This is a genomic window from Acidovorax sp. KPB24-03, from assembly GCF_057546605.1.
In genome coordinates, this window is sequence record NZ_BAAJYR010000069.1 from 1 (window position 1) to 16,078 (window position 16,078).

At 65.0% G+C, this 16,078-nt stretch carries 17 protein-coding genes and 1 tRNA gene; 9 read left to right on the plus strand and 9 right to left on the minus strand.

Features of this window, described 5'->3' with window-relative positions:
• Positions 1-125 precede the first annotated feature (125 nt).
• Positions 126-1,643 carry a conjugal transfer protein TraG N-terminal domain-containing protein gene (locus AC27KI_RS10480; protein ID WP_487089205.1) on the plus strand — a complete coding sequence of 506 codons (1,518 nt, stop codon included), beginning with the start codon at positions 126-128 and terminating at the stop codon, positions 1,641-1,643.
• On the opposite strand, the gene AC27KI_RS10485 is transcribed toward AC27KI_RS10480, so the two are convergent.
• Genes AC27KI_RS10485 through AC27KI_RS10495 form a run of 3 tightly spaced genes read right to left on the minus strand, consistent with a single transcriptional unit; the run spans position 1,644 to position 2,740 of the window.
• Positions 1,644-2,015, minus strand: coding sequence for a DUF3742 family protein (locus AC27KI_RS10485; RefSeq protein WP_487089206.1), 372 nt, complete (start codon positions 2,013-2,015; stop codon positions 1,644-1,646).
• Between the two features lie 42 nt (positions 2,016-2,057).
• Positions 2,058-2,420: a type II toxin-antitoxin system YhaV family toxin gene (locus tag AC27KI_RS10490; RefSeq protein ID WP_487089207.1), complete on the minus strand. Its 363-nt coding sequence runs from the start codon at positions 2,418-2,420 to the stop codon at positions 2,058-2,060.
• Positions 2,420-2,740, minus strand: coding sequence for a type II toxin-antitoxin system PrlF family antitoxin (locus tag AC27KI_RS10495; protein ID WP_487089208.1), 321 nt, complete (start codon positions 2,738-2,740; stop codon positions 2,420-2,422). Before AC27KI_RS10495 ends, AC27KI_RS10490 begins: the two co-directional genes overlap by 1 nt.
• Before the next feature lie 177 nt (positions 2,741-2,917).
• On the opposite strand from AC27KI_RS10495, the gene AC27KI_RS10500 reads away from it, so the two are divergent.
• From AC27KI_RS10500 to mobH, 6 genes are all read left to right on the plus strand, one after another.
• Positions 2,918-3,676 carry a type IV toxin-antitoxin system AbiEi family antitoxin domain-containing protein gene (locus AC27KI_RS10500; RefSeq protein WP_487089209.1) on the plus strand — a complete coding sequence of 253 codons (759 nt, stop codon included), beginning with the start codon at positions 2,918-2,920 and terminating at the stop codon, positions 3,674-3,676.
• Entirely contained in the window at positions 3,669-4,589 is a 921-nt protein-coding gene (locus AC27KI_RS10505; RefSeq protein ID WP_487089210.1) for a nucleotidyl transferase AbiEii/AbiGii toxin family protein, read from the plus strand. The genes AC27KI_RS10500 and AC27KI_RS10505 overlap by 8 nt, the downstream gene beginning before the upstream one ends.
• Positions 4,589-4,732, plus strand: coding sequence for a hypothetical protein (locus tag AC27KI_RS10510; protein WP_487089211.1), 144 nt, complete (start codon positions 4,589-4,591; stop codon positions 4,730-4,732). Before AC27KI_RS10505 ends, AC27KI_RS10510 begins: the two co-directional genes overlap by 1 nt.
• Positions 4,733-4,742: 10 nt before the next feature.
• A complete protein-coding gene (locus AC27KI_RS10515) occupies positions 4,743-6,110 on the plus strand; it encodes an AbiJ-related protein (protein ID WP_487089212.1) in 1,368 nt (455 codons plus the stop codon).
• 46 nt (positions 6,111-6,156) lie between these two features.
• The gene (locus tag AC27KI_RS10520) at positions 6,157-6,789 is read left to right on the plus strand and encodes a hypothetical protein (protein ID WP_487089213.1); all 633 of its coding nucleotides are present in this window, start codon (positions 6,157-6,159) and stop codon (positions 6,787-6,789) included.
• Positions 6,790-7,040: 251 nt separating this feature from the next.
• Positions 7,041-8,942, plus strand: a complete 1,902-nt coding sequence (mobH, locus tag AC27KI_RS10525) for a MobH family relaxase (protein ID WP_487089214.1) — start codon at positions 7,041-7,043, stop codon at positions 8,940-8,942.
• 26 nt (positions 8,943-8,968) lie between these two features.
• Here mobH and AC27KI_RS10530 read toward each other — a convergent pair whose 3' ends face one another.
• Positions 8,969-9,274, minus strand: a complete 306-nt coding sequence (locus AC27KI_RS10530) for a helix-turn-helix domain-containing protein (protein WP_487089215.1) — start codon at positions 9,272-9,274, stop codon at positions 8,969-8,971.
• A gap of 114 nt (positions 9,275-9,388) precedes the next feature.
• Between AC27KI_RS10530 and AC27KI_RS10535 the strand changes: the two genes are divergently transcribed.
• The gene (locus tag AC27KI_RS10535; protein ID WP_487089216.1) at positions 9,389-10,015 is read left to right on the plus strand and encodes a LysR substrate-binding domain-containing protein; all 627 of its coding nucleotides are present in this window, start codon (positions 9,389-9,391) and stop codon (positions 10,013-10,015) included.
• Positions 10,016-10,039: 24 nt separating this feature from the next.
• On the opposite strand, the gene AC27KI_RS10540 is transcribed toward AC27KI_RS10535, so the two are convergent.
• From AC27KI_RS10540 to AC27KI_RS10555, 4 genes are all read right to left on the minus strand, one after another.
• Positions 10,040-11,893, minus strand: a complete 1,854-nt coding sequence (locus AC27KI_RS10540) for a tyrosine-type recombinase/integrase (protein WP_487089217.1) — start codon at positions 11,891-11,893, stop codon at positions 10,040-10,042.
• 235 nt (positions 11,894-12,128) lie between these two features.
• A tRNA-Gly gene (locus AC27KI_RS10545) sits at positions 12,129-12,202 on the minus strand.
• 138 nt (positions 12,203-12,340) lie between these two features.
• Complete coding sequence (locus AC27KI_RS10550; protein ID WP_487090188.1) at positions 12,341-13,444, minus strand: IPTL-CTERM sorting domain-containing protein; 1,104 nt, start codon at positions 13,442-13,444, stop codon at positions 12,341-12,343.
• Positions 13,445-13,678: 234 nt separating this feature from the next.
• Entirely contained in the window at positions 13,679-14,590 is a 912-nt protein-coding gene (locus tag AC27KI_RS10555) for a pseudouridine synthase (protein WP_487090189.1), read from the minus strand.
• A 148-nt stretch (positions 14,591-14,738) separates the two neighbouring features.
• Here AC27KI_RS10555 and AC27KI_RS10560 point away from each other — a divergent pair, with 148 nt between their 5' ends.
• The gene (locus AC27KI_RS10560) at positions 14,739-15,206 is read left to right on the plus strand and encodes a hypothetical protein (protein WP_487090190.1); all 468 of its coding nucleotides are present in this window, start codon (positions 14,739-14,741) and stop codon (positions 15,204-15,206) included.
• Between the two features lie 73 nt (positions 15,207-15,279).
• On the opposite strand, the gene AC27KI_RS10565 is transcribed toward AC27KI_RS10560, so the two are convergent.
• Positions 15,280-16,078, minus strand: a 799-nt coding sequence (locus tag AC27KI_RS10565; RefSeq protein WP_487113755.1) for a rhodanese-like domain-containing protein, incomplete at its 5' end; no start/stop codon positions are given.

Genomic DNA, 16,078 nt, shown 5'->3' on the forward strand with positions numbered 1-16,078 from the left:
AAAGGCACGGTCCAGCTCAGGCGGCCCCAGTGCCTCAGGTCACGGGCTTCAAACTTCCCAGAGGCGCTTCCGGGGCTAACCTGAACTGGTCCGGAGCGTCAAAGATACAAGGCGAGGAGCCCGCCATGACCCTCTACACGACCGACTACCTGGAGTATTACCTGACGCTTGTCGGGTGGATCGTCAACAACGGCATCTGGAACATCCTGGTGGCCAGCGGCGTGTTTGCGCTGCCCTTCGTGGTGATCGTCGTGCAGGAGTGGCTGCGCGCACGCGCCGAAGGCGCCGACGAGGGCAACAAGGGCGTGCTGTCCTCGATGCGCATCGAGAACCGCGTGTGGGTGGCGATCGTCGTCATCCTGTTCGCCGGCATCCCCTTCATCCCGGTCGACCTCAGCACGATCCGCTTCGACACTACGCGCTCTGCGCAGTGCCAGGTCAACGTCCCCCAGCCCAACGACACGGGCTGGTCGAACGCCTATACCACGCTCAACAACCAGAGCGCGCTGGTGCCGGTGTGGTGGTTCTTCATGCACGCCATCTCGAAGGCGGTCACGGGCGGCGCGGTGGCGGCGATTCCCTGCGGCACGGACCTGCGGCAGATGCGCATGGACGTGGATGCGACGCGCATCGACGACCCGGTACTGGCTCAGGAGGTCGGCGACTTCGTGCATGACTGCTACGGCCCCTCGCGCGCCAAGCTGTTCATGAGCCGGCCCACGCTCTCCGACAACCAGATGAACGACGTGACCTGGATCGGGTCGAGCTACTTCCTGGACAACGCGGGCTTCTACGACACCTACCATTCCAACACTCCGCGCACGGCCTGGCCCTACGACGCGACGCGCGATGCGGGGCTGGCCCAGGTGGACAGCGGCGGGGGCTACCCGACCTGCCGGCAGTGGTGGTCGGACGGCAACAGCGGCCTGCGCGCCCGCCTGCTGGCCCAGGTCGATCCCGACCTGCTGACGCGCATCGGCCGCTGGGCGGGCTTCCTGTCGCAGGCCGAGGTGAACGACTCGGTGATCCGGGCCGTGGTCTCGCCAAGGCAGCAGAAGATGAACCAGGGCTCGGTCTACACCGACTACGGCGGGCAGATCGAGAAGACGCTGCCCAACATCGTGACGCGCGGCGCCGGCGACCTGGGCATGACGATGGGCTCGCTCGGCTTCTTCCCGGCGATGGACGTGGTGCGCCAGGCGCTGCCGATGGTGCTGTCGCTGCTCAAGATGGCGTTGGTGGTCTGCATCCCGCTGGTGCTGGTCTTCGGCACCTACGAGCTGAAGGCGCTGGTCGCGGTGAGCTGTGTGCAGTTCGCGCTGTTCTTCGTGGACTTCTGGTTCCAGCTCGCGCGCTGGCTCGACTCCACCATCCTCGATGCGCTCTATGGCTGGGGGTTCGGGGCGAACCGGCCGCACAGCAACTTCGATCCGCTGATCGGGTTGAACAACGCCTTCGGGGACATGCTGCTGAACTTCGTGATGGCGACGATGTTCATCGTGCTGCCGACCTTTTGGGTGGCCTCGCTCGGCTGGGTCGGAGTGCGTGCCGGAAACGCGATTCAGGGACTGGCCGCCGGAACGCGCGATGCGCAAGCAGCAGGAGGCAAAGGCGCTGGGGTGGCGCTGAAGGCTGTGAAATAGCTACGTCTGATCGTCGTCGGGATCGTGTGGATCAACCCGCTGATCGTTGGACGTGTAGAGGCCAAATCCGACAGGGCCGTGACGCCACTCGGTCTGCTGCTCTTCGTCGTAGCTGCCATCATCGCTGCGGAGTAGCCAGGCACCTGCCAGCGCGAATGCAAGTAGCAGCGCCAGCCAGAACGCGCTGTAGAGCAGCATAGCCAAGGCCGCGAGTTTGACGACCACCGACACAGCCAGAGCTGCACCAGGAGCCAAACCTCGCGCACACAACCAGCCCTGGGCCTGCCGATCCAAACGCGCACAGCCTCGCCACGCTCGGCCCAACGTGCGGCCGAGGCGTTCTGCGAAGGTGGTCTGTGCGGCGGTCTTCATGGTGCTACCTCATCGTCGTTCTATCGTTTCTCGTGCTGCCTATCAATGTTCAATCCGTTCTCGATTTCTCGACGGGCCTGCCATATCTGTGACCCAGGCGTAGATGATCACCTTCGCCTTCGAGTCATAGCGGAAGAACAGCCCAAACCGCCTTCCGATGGATGCCTGTCGCCAGTGCGCGTGGGCTGCCTCCATCGCGCTGCCCTGACGATATTCAGGGCGTCCCGGCTCGCTTGGCACCCCGTCCAACATCAGCCTACTCAACGCTTCGAGCAGCTTGCCGTTGGCATTCGACCCGCCCGTCGATTGTTCGTTCTTTGCCTCAACTTCTGCGGCCGCTTGGAGCTTCGCCAGTTGACCGACCACGCGATCGTGAAACAGCAAGGTCCAGCCGTGACGTTGCATCAGAGCACCACGTCGCCGTCGAAGTCCTCGTCCAGTGCGGCGGAATGGCCCGCGTGCTCCACGAAGCTGCGTGCCAGTTCATCCGGCAGATCCCGAACATGCTGACGGGACTGGATGTCCCGCTCAAGGAGAGCCAGGAACGCGCCGATGGCGGGGTCTTCGTGCTCAACAGCCGCCCGATGGACGAGCACCTCGCCGTTCTCTCGCAACTCGAAGCCCACTTTGTCGCCAGCCCCGACGCCCAGCGCTTGGCGGATCGCCTTGGGCAAGGTGATCTGTCCCTTGGAGGTGATGGTGGCGATTTCGTGGACGGACGGCATGATGGTTTTCGGCCTCTTGCCCTCATCGTAAGGAATTTTCCTTACCCAAGGAAGCGAACTGCCCTCCAGGCAAGGATTGATTAGATTTTGCTTGAAAAGTAGCCTATGAGGGTATTTTTGGACCAACGGCGTGTCGCGGTCTCGGCGGATGATTGGATTCTGTGGTAATTTTCAACCATGGATGCAAATTCGCGTCATCAAGTAATCAAGCGCCTGCAGACGGGACTACCTCGCGGCGCACCGTTCGACCTAACCACCCTGGCACCGCTCGGGGTGTCGGCCCAGCTCGCCGCGCGCTACGCCGAAGGTGGCTGGCTCGTGCGTCTGGCACATGGGGTCTATGCGTTCCCGAACGACGATTTCGGGGTGTACGGCGCGTTGAAGTTCCTGCAACAGCGAGTGCCTGGCCTGCACGTCGGCGGCAAGAGCGCCCTGGCGCTGCAAGGCGTGCGACACAACCTGGGCAGCCGCGACACGCTGGTGCTCTGGGGCGATGCCCGCTTCGCGCTGCCCGACTGGTTCACTTCGCGCTTTCCGGCGCGCTACGTTCACGCCAACCTATTCGACTGGCCTGACGACGTGCTGGTCAGCAAGACCGTGACCACGCCTCCGGGTCTGCCGGAGGGGCTGCGCGTGTCGGCGCCCGAGCGCGCCGTGCTGGAACTGCTATCCGAAGTCGGCACCAAGCAAAGCCTCGAAGAGGCTCGCAACCTCTTCGACGGGTTGCGCTCGCCGCGCAAGGAACTGCTGGGCCAACTGTTGGGCTGCTGCAAGAGCGTGAAGACGGTGCGGCTTTTCCTTACCTGGGCGCGGGAGACTGGCCTGGTGGACGCGGACGATCTACTGGCGCGGTATCCGCTGCGCACCGGCAGCGACAAGCGCTGGATGAGCCGGCTACCCGACGGAACTTTGTTGAGTCTGAACCCGCATGGATAAGAGCTACGCCGACACCGTTCGCCTGTTGCTGGCCGTCGCACCGGCGGTCTTCGCCAATGACATCTTCGCGATGAAGGGCGGCACGGCGATCAACCTGTTCGTGCAGGACATGCCCCGCCTGTCGGTCGACATTGACGTGGTGTACCGGCCCTGGCAGGTTCAGCGTGACGAAGCCCTGGCAGCGATCAACGGCGAGTTGGCTGCCATCTCGCAGCGTGTGGCGCCGCTGGGCATCCAGACGCGCTTGGTGCGCAGCAAGGATCTCGGCGACACCAAGCTGATCGTCGAGAACGACACCAGCCAGGTCAAGATCGAGGTGAACGTCGTCTTCCGCGGCACGGTGCTCCCGGTTGAACGAAAGCCGTTGAGCGCCAAGACGGGCGATCTGTTCGGTGTCGAATTCGAGGCACCGATCCTGGCACGCGACGAGCTGTATGCCAGCAAGTTGGTGGCGGCCCTGGACCGACAACACCCACGTGACCTGTTCGACGTCTGGCAGCTCTACAAGTCTGGCGGCCTCAGCGATGGCATGGTCGAGTGCTTCGTGATCTACCTCGCCGGCCATAACCGGCCGCCGCATGAAGTGCTGTTCGGCAATGACAAGGACATCGCGGCTGAGTACGAGCGCGCTTTCGTCGGCATGACCGAAGTGGAGTGCTCGCTGGACACGCTGCTTGCCGCTCGTGCACAGATGCGGCAGGAACTGCCTCGTCGCCTGACAGTGGGGCACAAACAGTTCCTGAGCGGGCTGGTACGCGCCGAGCCCGACTGGTCGCTGGTGCAGTGCCCGCACGCGGCCGAACTGCCCGCCTTGCGCTGGAAGCTCGCCAATCTGGAAGCGTTTCGCAAACGGCGTCCGGCCGACTTCGCAGCGCAGGCCGATGCCCTTGATGCGGGGCTGGGTCAGACTTGATGGCGAATGCGCTGGTCATCGACGACTGTGTGAGGGCGGCGGGCAGCGCGTCAGTCTTCGGCGATGTTTCCACGGCGGCTGAAGTCAGACCGTTTGATGAAGAGCACCAACGGTTGTTGCGCGCCATGGCGCTGCGGAACTGAGTCGCACCTCATGGACTACGCGCAACTTCGCTCGCTGCTGGAGCCGCTCATCACGGGGCTGAAAGATGCAGGCACGCATTCCATGCTGCCGACGCTTTGCGAAGAGTTGGGACTACCTGCCCCAACCGCCGATGGTTCCAAACGCGAGCGCATGGTTTCCAGCTTCGAAGCAGCAGGGGACGCCGACCTGCCTGCGGTTGCGCGCAAGCTGCTGGTGCGCCACCCGCCCAACGCCACCACGCGCAACCAGATCCAGGACATCCTTTGGAGCGACAGTGTGTGCCCGCCGATCCCGAAGCGGTATCGGCGCGAGGTAGCGCGGCGGCTCAATGGCGAAGAGTTGTATGGGGATGCTCGCAGGTTCGACGAGCTGCTTGAGCGGTTGTGGATCTTGGATTCCGATGACTGGATGCACCTACTGGGCGGAAAGCCCACGGGATTGCGTGCTGAAATTCAGCAGCACGTCCATCGCAACCCCGAGGATTGGCCGGCAGAAACGCTGTTTGACCAACTGGGAGCCTATGACGCGTCTGACCGACGCTTTGCACTGTTTCTGGAGGGCTTGGCTTCGGCGGACGTTCGACCCGACGAGACGGCGCAACACCACTTCGTCGGTTGCGTCAACGAGTCGCTGCGCAGTTGCGGCATCGAACTGCGCGAGACGGGTTCGGAGGGCGGCTACCCGGTCTTCTCTATGGTCTCGCTGCACGCAGCGGCCAGAGGCCGGCCGAAGAATCTCATCTTCGCCTCGCCCGACAAGCCCGATCTGCGTTTCCGTGATGCGCTGGACAACGACATAGAGATCGTCACCAACGCGGACAAAGTGCTTGTCTATGACCGGCCCATCGGAAACGACGGGCTGCGCTGGAACGACCTGCAACAGTGGTGGAGCGATACAGAGCAGATCGCCGATGCCACGCAGGCCAAACGTTCGCTGTACACGCGCCTGAAAGCCAGCTTGCCGCGCAACTCCCCGCCGCAATCCGTGCTATTCGATGCCTTCTTCGAGGGGTTCCGCAGTGCCGTGCCGAACCTGCCAGCGCTGCTACCGGAAGTATGGCTGCACTGGGACCCGCGCACGGTCAAAGAGCGAGGGCCGGACGCGCTGCTGCGCTTTCGGATGGACTTCCTTCTACTGCTTCCGCAGGGTGTGCGGGTCGTCATCGAGGTCGACGGTAAACACCACTATGCGGACTCCGCAGGCAGCGCCGATGTGCAGCGCTACGCGCAGATGGTGCAGGCCGACCGCGAACTCAAACTCGCCGGCTATGAAGTCTTTCGTTTTGGGGCAGCAGAGCTGCAGGCACCCACAGCCAAGGCGGATGTGAAGGCTTTCTTCGAATCGCTGTTCAAACGCTATGGCGTTTTAACGCACTGAGAGACCTGGCCTGCCTTAGACGCCGCCAAATCCCCAGGAGAGCACTGTGCAGGACGACAAAGACAACGCAGCAGCGGACATCGACCTTCTCGCCAACATGAAGTCACCATCCGACTTCGCCGGACAGCAGCTTTTTATCCAGGGCGACGACTGGCACAGCAACGCAATGCTGGGTTGGACCCACTTCCCTTGGGACATCTACGCCGCGGGCTACAAGGATGCAGCGGACGCCCTGGTTGGGGCGTTGGCCGAGCGCAAGGCGTCCCTCGACAGCGTGGTCTACCCGCTGGTGTTCCTGTATCGCCAAGGACTGGAACTCCAACTGAAATTGATCCTGCCGCTGGCCCGTCGCTTGGCGGGCAAGGAAGCAGTGGCTGATCACCAGCACGGCTTGATGCCGCTGTGGAACGAACTGCGCCGGCATCTCCAACAGCTTGATCCTCGCAAGGACGACAAGGAGCTGCCGGCCCTTGAGGATTTCATCCGCCAACTCGATACCGTCGATCCCGGCTCCTTCGCGTTCCGGTATCCCACGACGAAGAAGGGCGAGGTGTCCCTCCCGGAGCTGCGGCACGTCAACGTCAGGCACCTTTCGGAGGTCATGGACAGCGTGTTCATGCTGCTGGGCGGCATCTATTCCTGGCTGGGCGAGATGGAACAGAACGACGGCTACTACTGAGAGATCACTGAAGCCATTTCAGCCGTCATGGCCAACTGGGCCAGCTTGCAGTGGGCGCGCACGTGCTCGCACCTTGTCGGGATAGCGCCGTGTCGCATTGATCGTGGCACGGCACCGTTGCTGCCCCTATACCCAAAGGCTTCGTAAAGGCCAAAGGGCTGGGGAAGGGGCAAGGGAATGGGGCCAAGGGGAATGGCCCTACCCGAAAAGGCCAAAAGGCTCCCCCGACCGGCCACCGTCCGGGGTCCGCCATGCTCTCGCTGTTCCAACGAAAACGGCCATCGCCAACCTCCGGCGCCGGGCCGACAACCACACCTCCCACCGCTCCCGGCAAAGGGCTGATGCGGCCGGAACCGGCCGCATCGCTGCTGGCGACACCGCGCCGGCAGCGGCTGCTGGAGCACATCTGGCAACGCACCTCGCTATCGCGCCGGCAGTTCGCCACGCTGTACCTGGCGCCGCTGGAGCGCTACGCCGAGTTGGTCCAGCAGTTCCCGGCCTCCGAGTCGCATCACCATGCCTACCCGGGCGGCATGCTGGACCACGGCCTGGAGATCGTCGCCTACGCCCTGAAGCTGCGGCAATCGCACCTGCTGCCCGCCGGCACCACACCGGAGGCGCAAGCCGCCCAGGCCGAGGCCTGGACGGCCGGAACCGCCTATGCCGCGCTGCTGCACGACGTCGGCAAGGTCGCTGTAGACCTGCACGTCGAATACGCGGACGGCACGGTCTGGCACCCCTGGCACGGGCCGCTGCGGCAGCCATACCGCTTCCGCTATCGCAAGGACCGCGAGTACCGGCTGCACAGTGCCGCCACCGGGCTGCTCTACGCCCGGCTGCTCGATCCGGGCATCTTCGACTGGCTCGCCGGCTACCCCGATCTGTGGGCTGCGCTCCTGTACGTACTGGCTGGCCAGTACGAGCACGCCGGCACGCTCGGCGAGCTGGTTGTGCAGGCCGACCAGGCCTCGGTCGCCCAGGAACTCGGTGGCGATCCCAGCAAGGCGCTGGCCGCGCCGAAACACGCACTCCAACGCAAGCTGCTCGATGGCCTGCGCTTCCTGCTGCGCGAGGAATTCAAGCTGAACCAGCCCCAGGCTTCGGACGGCTGGCTGACTCAGGATGCACTCTGGCTGGTGAGCAAGACCGTCTCGGACAAACTGCGCGCGCATCTGCTGCAGCAGGGCATCGACGGCATCCCGGCCAGCAACACGGCGGTGTTCAACGTGCTGCAGGACCACGGCATCGCCTTGCCCACGGCGGACGGCAAGGCGATCTGGAAGGCCACGGTAGCGAGCGATGCCGGCTGGTCGCACAGCTTCACCTTCCTGAAGCTGTCGCCCGCGCTGATCTGGGAGGCGGCAGAGCGACCCGCGCCGTTCGCCGGCCAAGTGCAGGTCGAGCAGGAGCAAGGAGACGCGGCGCAGCAGGTTCCCGCAGCGCCCGGCGCAGCGGCACGCGGGGAGCCAGAGCCTGCACCGAGCACCGCGCCGCCGGTCACGCCCTTGATGACGGCAGCGGCGGCGGACAACGGCGTCGGTGCGCTGCTCGATCTGCTGGACATGGCGCCTGCCGCGCCGGCACCGCTCCCGATGCCGCCCGAGCCCTTCGCCGATGCGCAGGCCGGCGCCGAAGGTGATTCCCCGGCCAGCGCGGTGGCGACACCGCCGCCGGTACCGCCAGCCTCGGCACGTCGGCCACGGGCCGAGCCCTCCAGCGAAGACTTCATGGCCTGGCTGACCCAGGGCGTGCGCTCGCACAAGCTCATCATCAACGACGCCAAGGCCCTGGTGCATACCGTCGCCGGCACGGCCTACCTGGTCAGCCCTGGCGTGTTCCAGCGGTACGCCCAGGAGCATCCACAGGTGGCGAGCATCGCCCGACAGGAGAAGCTGGAAGCGTGGCAGTGGGTGCAGAAGCGCTTCGAGAAACTGGCGGCGCACCGCAAGCAGGCGAGCGGCCTGAACATCTGGACCTGCGACGTAGCCGGCCCGCGCAAATCGCGGCGGCTGCACGGCTACCTGCTGGCGAAACCCGAGGCGCTATTCGGGGAAGTGCCACCCGATAACCCCTACCTGCGTCTCGCCAACGAGGCCCCACAGCGCGAAAATCCCACAATTCAAAACGACAACGATAACGACGAGCAGGGATAGGTTGGCGGCCCAAGCCCCGGCCGGCTTCAGTCCTCTGACTTGGAGGGAGCCGGTTCGGCCAGCTTGGCTTCGGTCAGGGCCATCAGGTGGGCGGAACTGCATTTCAGCGCACGGGCAATTCTGAGGATCATGGGGAGCGCAGGCGTGTGCTCGCCACGCTCGATCTTGCCCATATGGGACCGTTCGATGCCGGCAATGTGAGCCAGCGTTTCCTGGGCGATGCCCTGGTCGGTTCTCACTTCGCGAACGGCAGCTCCAAACGCGATGGCGGGTTCGGCTTCGTAGGTGGTGGCTCCGGTGGGTCGGCCTCTTTGGATCGGACGTTTTTGCATTAGCAAAAGCGTCGACGATGGACTCGCTATAAACCACGTTAAACTTAACTCACAGATGCGATTGCACGTTTGATGCTTTCGCCATGAGTTTTCTGCCCTGGGAAGGAGCTGGACGTGCCATCAAACGATGCCGCCGCCGCAATCCGGGTCGCCGTGCTCGGCGAGTGGGTGCCTTCACAGCTTGCCGACGTGCTGGCGTTGCAGCGTGCCGAAGAGCCTGAAACTGCTACCGCGCTGGTCGAATCCGGTGCCACTGCGCCAGCGGGTGAATCGATGCGGGATAGCTTCGACTTCGCGCTGTCGCCGGCGGCCATGCAGTGGCCGGGTTGGGTGTGCGAACCGTTGTGGCATGACATGCTCGCAGTTGCCGTCGCCAAGCGCTCCCATCTCTTGGTCTACCGCGAAGTGCCATGCCACGAACTGCTGAAGCAGCCAATCATCAGCGCACAGTCGTCCGCTGAAGAATTGTGGCATGCCGAGGTCCATCGGCTATTCGAGGATGGACCACAGGCCCTTGAGCAGACGGTTGGCACCTTCGACATGGCGATGACGCTCGTTGCCGCAGGCTACGGCATCACCATCGCGCCCGCCACGCGGTTGGCCGGCTACCAGTCGCGAGGCATCGCGGTACGACCACTGGCCGGCGCTCCGATGGTGATCATGGCCTACTTGCTGCACCCCTGTGCGGCCCTGACCGAGCCCCAGGAACGATTCGCGCGTCGCGCTCGCTCCGTATCCTGACGCAGGCGCAGGGACCGCGTGCCGCTACGCCACGTGCTGCGGCGACCACTCGCTTTCCTTCACGGTCGTGCTTACGGCCATGATCAGCTTGTCGAGGTTGGTGGTGGTGACGCTTTCCAGGGCGGAGCGGCCACGCAGCGTTGCGCGCGGCTGCAGGAGCGCGCGGTAGATCTGCCAGGGGTCGGCGCCGCGGCTCAGCTTGAGCACCGCCTGAATCAACGCGTGCCTGACCGGATCAAGATGCCAGTCGGGGACGCGCTGACCGCGGTTGCCCAGGTTCAACGCCAACAGGTTGCCGGCTTTGATTTCGTAGCTGATCCACCGCCGCGACTTGCCGGCCATCTTTGCGTACTCCGCGACCGGCAGGTTGTGCGCGGCCTCGAAGACGTCGACCAGTGCCATCCGCTCGCGCTGGATGTCGGACAGCGGTTCCTCCATGACGGAGCGCGGCAACGGCACTGCCGGCAGCCGATGCGTCTCGGCCGACACCAGTGGCATCGCGTCTCCCGGCTTCGTCACGATCAGGATCGGCGCGGGCACGGCCGCAGGCTTGCGAGACTCGTTGGCGGCGGCCTCGTCCGCAGAGACGACGGGAACGCCCTCCAAGTGAATCGTGAGCGGCACGCTTGCAGCTTCGACCAGGTTCTGCTCGAACAGGTCGAGACGATCGGCCCAGTCCTGCATCATGCGCCGCCGCTGCTCCACGTACTCGGCGTGGTTGTAGGTCGCGCTGACCTTGTTGGGATCGACGTGCGAGAGTTGCGCGTCCACCCATACCTTCGGGTAGCCGATCTCGTTGAGCGCGGTGGACATGGTGCCGCGGATGCCGTGCCCGGTCAGCATGTCGCGATAGCCCAGGCGCTTGAGCGCGCTGTTGAGGGTGTTCTCGCTCATGCGCTTCTTCATCTCGCTGTCGTGCCGGAACAGGAAATGCTGGGCCGGCTTGAACTGCTCCAGCATGTGGCGGACGATTTCCATTGCCTGCACCGACAGCGGCACGATGTAGGGCGGAATGTCCTTGGGAAGCTGACGCTTCCTGCGCATGTCGACCTGGAGTTGCTTCACCACCTCGGGTGGGATGATCCAGAGACCGCGATCAAGGTCGAATTGATCGGGCGTCGCAAGACGCAGTTCGCCGGTGCGCACGCCGGTCAAGAGCAGCAAGCGCAAGCCAAGCTGGGTCTGCAACCGCCCCCTGTACTTGCGCAGCCGCTGCAACAGCTTCGGCAGGTCGGCCATGCGCAGGAACGGGTTGTGGTTCACCGGAGGCAGCGGCAGCGCCACCACGTCGAGGTCGGACGCCGGGTTCTGCTCCAGGTCCGGCACGATCACGAGCGCGTAGCGGAAGAGTTGGTTGAACCAGGTACGGACTTTCTCGGCAACGGACAGCGCCTTGCGCTTCTCGATCTTGGCGATGACCTCCAGCAGGTCAGGCCGCTTGATGTCGTAGATCGAGCGCTTGCCCAGCACCGGCAGCACGTCCTTGGCGAACACGCGCGGCAGGATCGAGAGCGTGGTCTGCCGCCCCTTCTTGAGACTGAGTTCGCGGTGGGACAGCCACTTCTTGTAGATCGCGTCGAAGGTGTGTTCGCCAGCCAGTTTGGCCGCGGCGCGCTTTTGCTTGCGGTGCCGGTGCGGATTGATGTCCTTGGCGACCAGGGCGCGCGCTTCATCGCGCAGGGAACGCGCGTCGCGCAGCGACACTTCTGGGTAGTTGCCCAGCGACATCCGCTGCTGCTTTCCAAGCCAGTAGTAGCGGAAGTGCCAGCTTTTGTTGCCTGCGGGGGAGACGGCCAGGGAGAGACCGTCGATGTCGGGAAGGGTGTACGCCTTTCCGGTGGCCTTGGCTTGCCTGACCACCAAGTCTGAGAGTGCCATGCGCTTGCTCCTGAACGAGTCAGGAAGCAGATGCTGTTCATCTCAGCCGCGCCCCTCCATCAACAATCCGGCAGCCGCACAACCCTCAAAAAGGACTTGTTTGTGGACTTAAAAGTCCTGGCTGTCGGCGGATCGCTGCGGACTTCACTGGAACATCGAGGGCGAAAAAAATCGTTCCGGAACAACGACTTACAACGCTCCTTGGATTTCCCTGGAAGTCCTCAGAATGATGCAGTGGAGCGGGTGAAGGGAATCGAACCCTCGTATGAAGCTTGGGAAGCTGCCGTTCTACCATTGAACTACACCCGCATGGCGCCAGAGGCTGGGGCATTGACTGGCAATGCCTTTCGCTGTGGCGCGCCGGATTATATAAGGCTCGTCGGCCTGGTTCCCGCACGACGTGGCAAAGATGCCATGCACGCGGTGCTTCGCTCGATTGCCCAGCCCTCAGCGATTGGCACGGCTTCGCCGCCGATGCATGAACAGTGCGAACGCTGCAATCAACGCCGTCAGAAGGTATCGCCCCCACTCGCTGAGCGTCGGGATGGCCGCAGCCGCAGCCACGGGTGGCACCGCCACGGCAGTGCAGACGACAGCGACGTTGCTCACGGGGCCCGACACCGTGCCGCTGCCGTTCGTCACGGTGCAACTCTGCGCTGGCGATGTGGGCTGGTTCAGCACGGACACTGCATAGGTCGCGCCGTAAGGCACGGCCGACAGCGAGAACGCTCCATTGGCTGAAATCGACGCGTTGCCGCCACCGTTGATTTGTAGAACGAGGCCCGTTCCCGTCAGCCCCGAAACCGTTCCGCCGACGGCATAGCTGCACTTGCTGGTGACATCCGATGCCACCCAATTGGAGGCGGTCCCGGTGAGTGCGAAGTTCTGCAGCGTGCCGTCATTGCCCCCGGCCCCATCGGGCAGGCTGGTCTGCCCGGCATTGTTGCCTGCTGCATTGCCTTGGTCGAAAGCATATGAATTCGACGCACCCGCCGGGGCCTGGCAGCCGGCTTTGGCCGTGGTGACCTCGGAGGCGGTCAGGACCCGGTTGAAAAGATCGAAGCGATCCATCGATCCGGGGAAAGACTGCGCTCCGTCGGTCCGCGAACCGATCGTCATCAACCCATTCGTGCCGGTGGAACTGGCCCCACCGGGCATGCTGGGCTGCAAGACGCCATTGATGTAGAGGGCGACGGTGCTTGTCGAAGCATCCCAGATCATGGCAACGTGATTCCAGGCGCCTGCCGTGACCGCGTCGGTGGATCTCGTCGACACCGTGGCGCCACCATTGACGACATAGCCAAGGATTGCGCCAGAGGTGGACATCAGCAGCGTGACGAAGTTGGACGTGTCCGTCTGGGCGAAGAACACCCGGGCGGCCGTCGGCAGCGAATCGGGCTTGATCCACACCGTGGTCGAGAAACTGTTGGCTGCAGCCAGTGCCGCGGGAACGGGCATCGCGACCTGGTCGTTCGCGCCATCGAAGTGCAGCGCGTTGTCCGCGGCCGAAACCGAAAAAGCGGCCACGATGAGGCCGATCGATGCCAGCATCCGCCATGGTTTCTGTGTCCAGGCCATTTCCGCATCCCCTCTTCATCGGTCACCAATGGATAGTTGTGGAATATATCTGCAGTGGCATTGATAGCAACGGCCCCACTTCTTTCCGAAGCCATGCGCCCATGCGCCGGCTCGCCACAGCCGTGCGAAGCAGCCCCGGGGCGCGGTTTGCCGTGCAGATGCAGCCCGTTGCGGGTCACCCGACCGGGCTACCGGGCCGCATGGGGGTCATTCCAAGGCGCCCAATTCCCGCTCGCTGTCGAAACGCCGGGGCACTCCGGTGACCGGGTCGTCGAACACCAGCGACCGCGCCAACAACTGCAGCGGCTGCGAAAAGTCGCCTTCGGGCGGATCGTTGACCACGGGATAGAAAGCGTCGCCGCGCAGCGGCAGCCCCAGCGCCGCCATGTGCACGCGCAACTGGTGGCGCTTGCCCGTCACGGGCGACAGGCGGTAGCGGGCCCAGGCGCCGGCCACCTGCAGCACCTCGATGCGCGTGAGCGTGTTGGGTTCCCCCGGCACTTCCTGCATGCGAAAGAACTGGGGGCTTTCCTCCATGCGGCTGGCGTGCTCGCGGGGAAAGGCCAGGTCGTCGCGCCACGGCGCCACGGCTTCATAGGTCTTGGCGATGCGGCGGTCACGGAACAGGGCCTGGTAGGCGCCGCGCGTTTCGCGCTGCACCGAAAACAGCACCAGCCCGGCCGTGTCGCGGTCGATGCGGTGCACGGGCGCGAGGTCGGGCAGGTTCAGGCGGCGCTTGAGCCGCACCAGCAGCGTGTGCTGCAGGTAGCGGCCCGTGGGCACCACGGGCAGGAAATGCGGCTTGTCGGCCACGAGGATGTGGTCGTCCCGGTAGAGCACGGCTTCCTCGAAGGGAATGGCGGTTTCCTGCTCCAGCGCCCGGTAGTAGTACAGCCGGATGCCGGGGGCGAAGGGCCGCTCGGCCGTGGCCGGCACGCCGAACTCGTCGACCACTTCGCGCGCGGCCATGCGCTGCAGCCAGCCTTCGCGGCCCACGGCGGGCAAGCGCTTTACGAGAAAGTCCAGCAGGCTGCCCTCGCCAGTCGAAGGCAGCGCCACGCAACTGGGGCTCACCCCGTTGCGCATGGGCAGGACGCGGGGATCGTGGCGGTTGTGCATGGCGGGCCGATTGTAGTGAGCCGCTCCGCCTGGGCCCGGTGCCGCCGCGCCATGCCGATTTCGTGGCACCCCCACCGAAGGGGGGTTGGCTGGAATGGCCCGGCATGGTCCATTAGGGGCCCGAAATCTCTCACCCGAAGGAACTGCCATGCCAGACAGCGCGACGCCACTCCATTGCAGGGTGCGATGGCCCGCCATGGGCGTGGCGGCCGCCCTGGCCTGCGTGCTGTCGGGCTGCGCGCTGACCGGCGCGGCCGGCTATCCGCCGAGCGCATCGCGGGTTCTGGCCGTGCCCGCCGACCTCTCCAATCCGCAACTGTTCGACTGCGCCGCGGCTGGCCTGGCGCGCATGTCCGAGACCGGCAGTGCATGGCCGGGGATCACGCGCAGGGACGATGCACAGGGCCTGCTGGAGTCGGGCCACTTTCCGGAGTGGAACCGCAGCGGCTTTCGCGTGCGCATCGAACGCCCGCCCGGGGCCGGCGAGGCCACGCTGGCCCTCAAGGCCGGTGGCGCCTATCTCGCCGACCTGGGTGCGGCGCAGGCGATGAACGATTTCGAGGCGGTGTTGAGGCCCTGCATTGGCGCCGCAGGCGGCGGCAGAACTCAAGGCTGAAAGCCTGAAGCCTTTTGGGCCCGATGCCCTAGGTTTTCATGCCTGTATTGCTATTAATTAAATAGCAAAACATTCAGGCGACCGCAAAGCCGTGCGTGCCGTCGCGCGCCAGTTGCTCCACCAGCCCGAACTCCCAGTCCAGATAGCCCTGCATGGCTTCGCGCGGGGCGTCGGTGCCTTCGTAGGGGCGGCGGTAGCGGTCGATGCGCGGGGAGGCCAGGCGCGTCTCGCCATGCTCCAGGGGCAGGTTTTCTTCGATCCATGCCAGGGTGCCGCCTTGCAGCACGGCCGTGGGCGCGCCGGTCAGCCGGGCGACAGCTTCGGCGGCATGGCGGGCGAGGGCGCTGGTGCCGCAGGTCAGCACATAGCGGCTGGCGGGCGGCACGTGTTCCAGTGCCTGCGCCAACTGGGACCGCAGGACGAACCAGGCACCGGGGATGTGGCGCCGAACGTATTGGGCGCTGGCGGTGAAATCCAGAACGGCTGTGTGCCCTTCGGGCTCTTCCCGCAGCCAGCGCGCGAGCTGACGTGGCGCGACCCAGGTCAGCGGCCCGTGCGGCTCGGGCGCGAGCGGCGGGGGCTGGCCCGTCTCCAGCGCGGCGGCAGGATCGGCGCCGTCCAGCACCCATACGTCCCAGCCCATCTGGGCCAGCCAGGAGGCGGTCATGTTCGCTCGCGTGCCATCGTCGTCGGCCAGCACGATGCGGGCGCCGCGCACGGGCGCCGCATGGTCGGTTTCCTGCACGAGCTGGCCGCCCGGCGCGCTGCGAAAGCCGGGCAGGTGCCCGGCCTCGTACTCCTCGGGCGTGCGCACGTCGAAGCGGTAGGTGGTGCGGCCGGTTTCGGCGGCGAAGCGGGTGAGATCGGCCGGG

Excerpts from the sequence above, each read along its gene's own strand:
- AC27KI_RS10480 (WP_487089205.1), top strand. The coding sequence starts at position 126 with ATGACCCTCTACACGACCGACTACCTGGAGTATTACCTGACGCTTGTC.
- AC27KI_RS10485 (WP_487089206.1), bottom strand. The coding sequence starts at position 2,015 with ATGAAGACCGCCGCACAGACCACCTTCGCAGAACGCCTCGGCCGCACG.
- AC27KI_RS10490 (WP_487089207.1), bottom strand. The coding sequence starts at position 2,420 with ATGCAACGTCACGGCTGGACCTTGCTGTTTCACGATCGCGTGGTCGGT.
- AC27KI_RS10495 (WP_487089208.1), bottom strand. The coding sequence starts at position 2,740 with ATGCCGTCCGTCCACGAAATCGCCACCATCACCTCCAAGGGACAGATC.
- AC27KI_RS10500 (WP_487089209.1), top strand. The coding sequence starts at position 2,918 with ATGGATGCAAATTCGCGTCATCAAGTAATCAAGCGCCTGCAGACGGGA.
- AC27KI_RS10505 (WP_487089210.1), top strand. The coding sequence starts at position 3,669 with ATGGATAAGAGCTACGCCGACACCGTTCGCCTGTTGCTGGCCGTCGCA.
- AC27KI_RS10510 (WP_487089211.1), top strand. The coding sequence starts at position 4,589 with ATGGCGAATGCGCTGGTCATCGACGACTGTGTGAGGGCGGCGGGCAGC.
- AC27KI_RS10515 (WP_487089212.1), top strand. The coding sequence starts at position 4,743 with ATGGACTACGCGCAACTTCGCTCGCTGCTGGAGCCGCTCATCACGGGG.
- mobH (WP_487089214.1), top strand. The coding sequence starts at position 7,041 with ATGCTCTCGCTGTTCCAACGAAAACGGCCATCGCCAACCTCCGGCGCC.
- AC27KI_RS10530 (WP_487089215.1), bottom strand. The coding sequence starts at position 9,274 with ATGCAAAAACGTCCGATCCAAAGAGGCCGACCCACCGGAGCCACCACC.
- AC27KI_RS10540 (WP_487089217.1), bottom strand. The coding sequence starts at position 11,893 with ATGGCACTCTCAGACTTGGTGGTCAGGCAAGCCAAGGCCACCGGAAAG.
- AC27KI_RS10550 (WP_487090188.1), bottom strand. The coding sequence starts at position 13,444 with ATGCTGGCATCGATCGGCCTCATCGTGGCCGCTTTTTCGGTTTCGGCC.
- AC27KI_RS10555 (WP_487090189.1), bottom strand. The coding sequence starts at position 14,590 with ATGCACAACCGCCACGATCCCCGCGTCCTGCCCATGCGCAACGGGGTG.
- AC27KI_RS10560 (WP_487090190.1), top strand. The coding sequence starts at position 14,739 with ATGCCAGACAGCGCGACGCCACTCCATTGCAGGGTGCGATGGCCCGCC.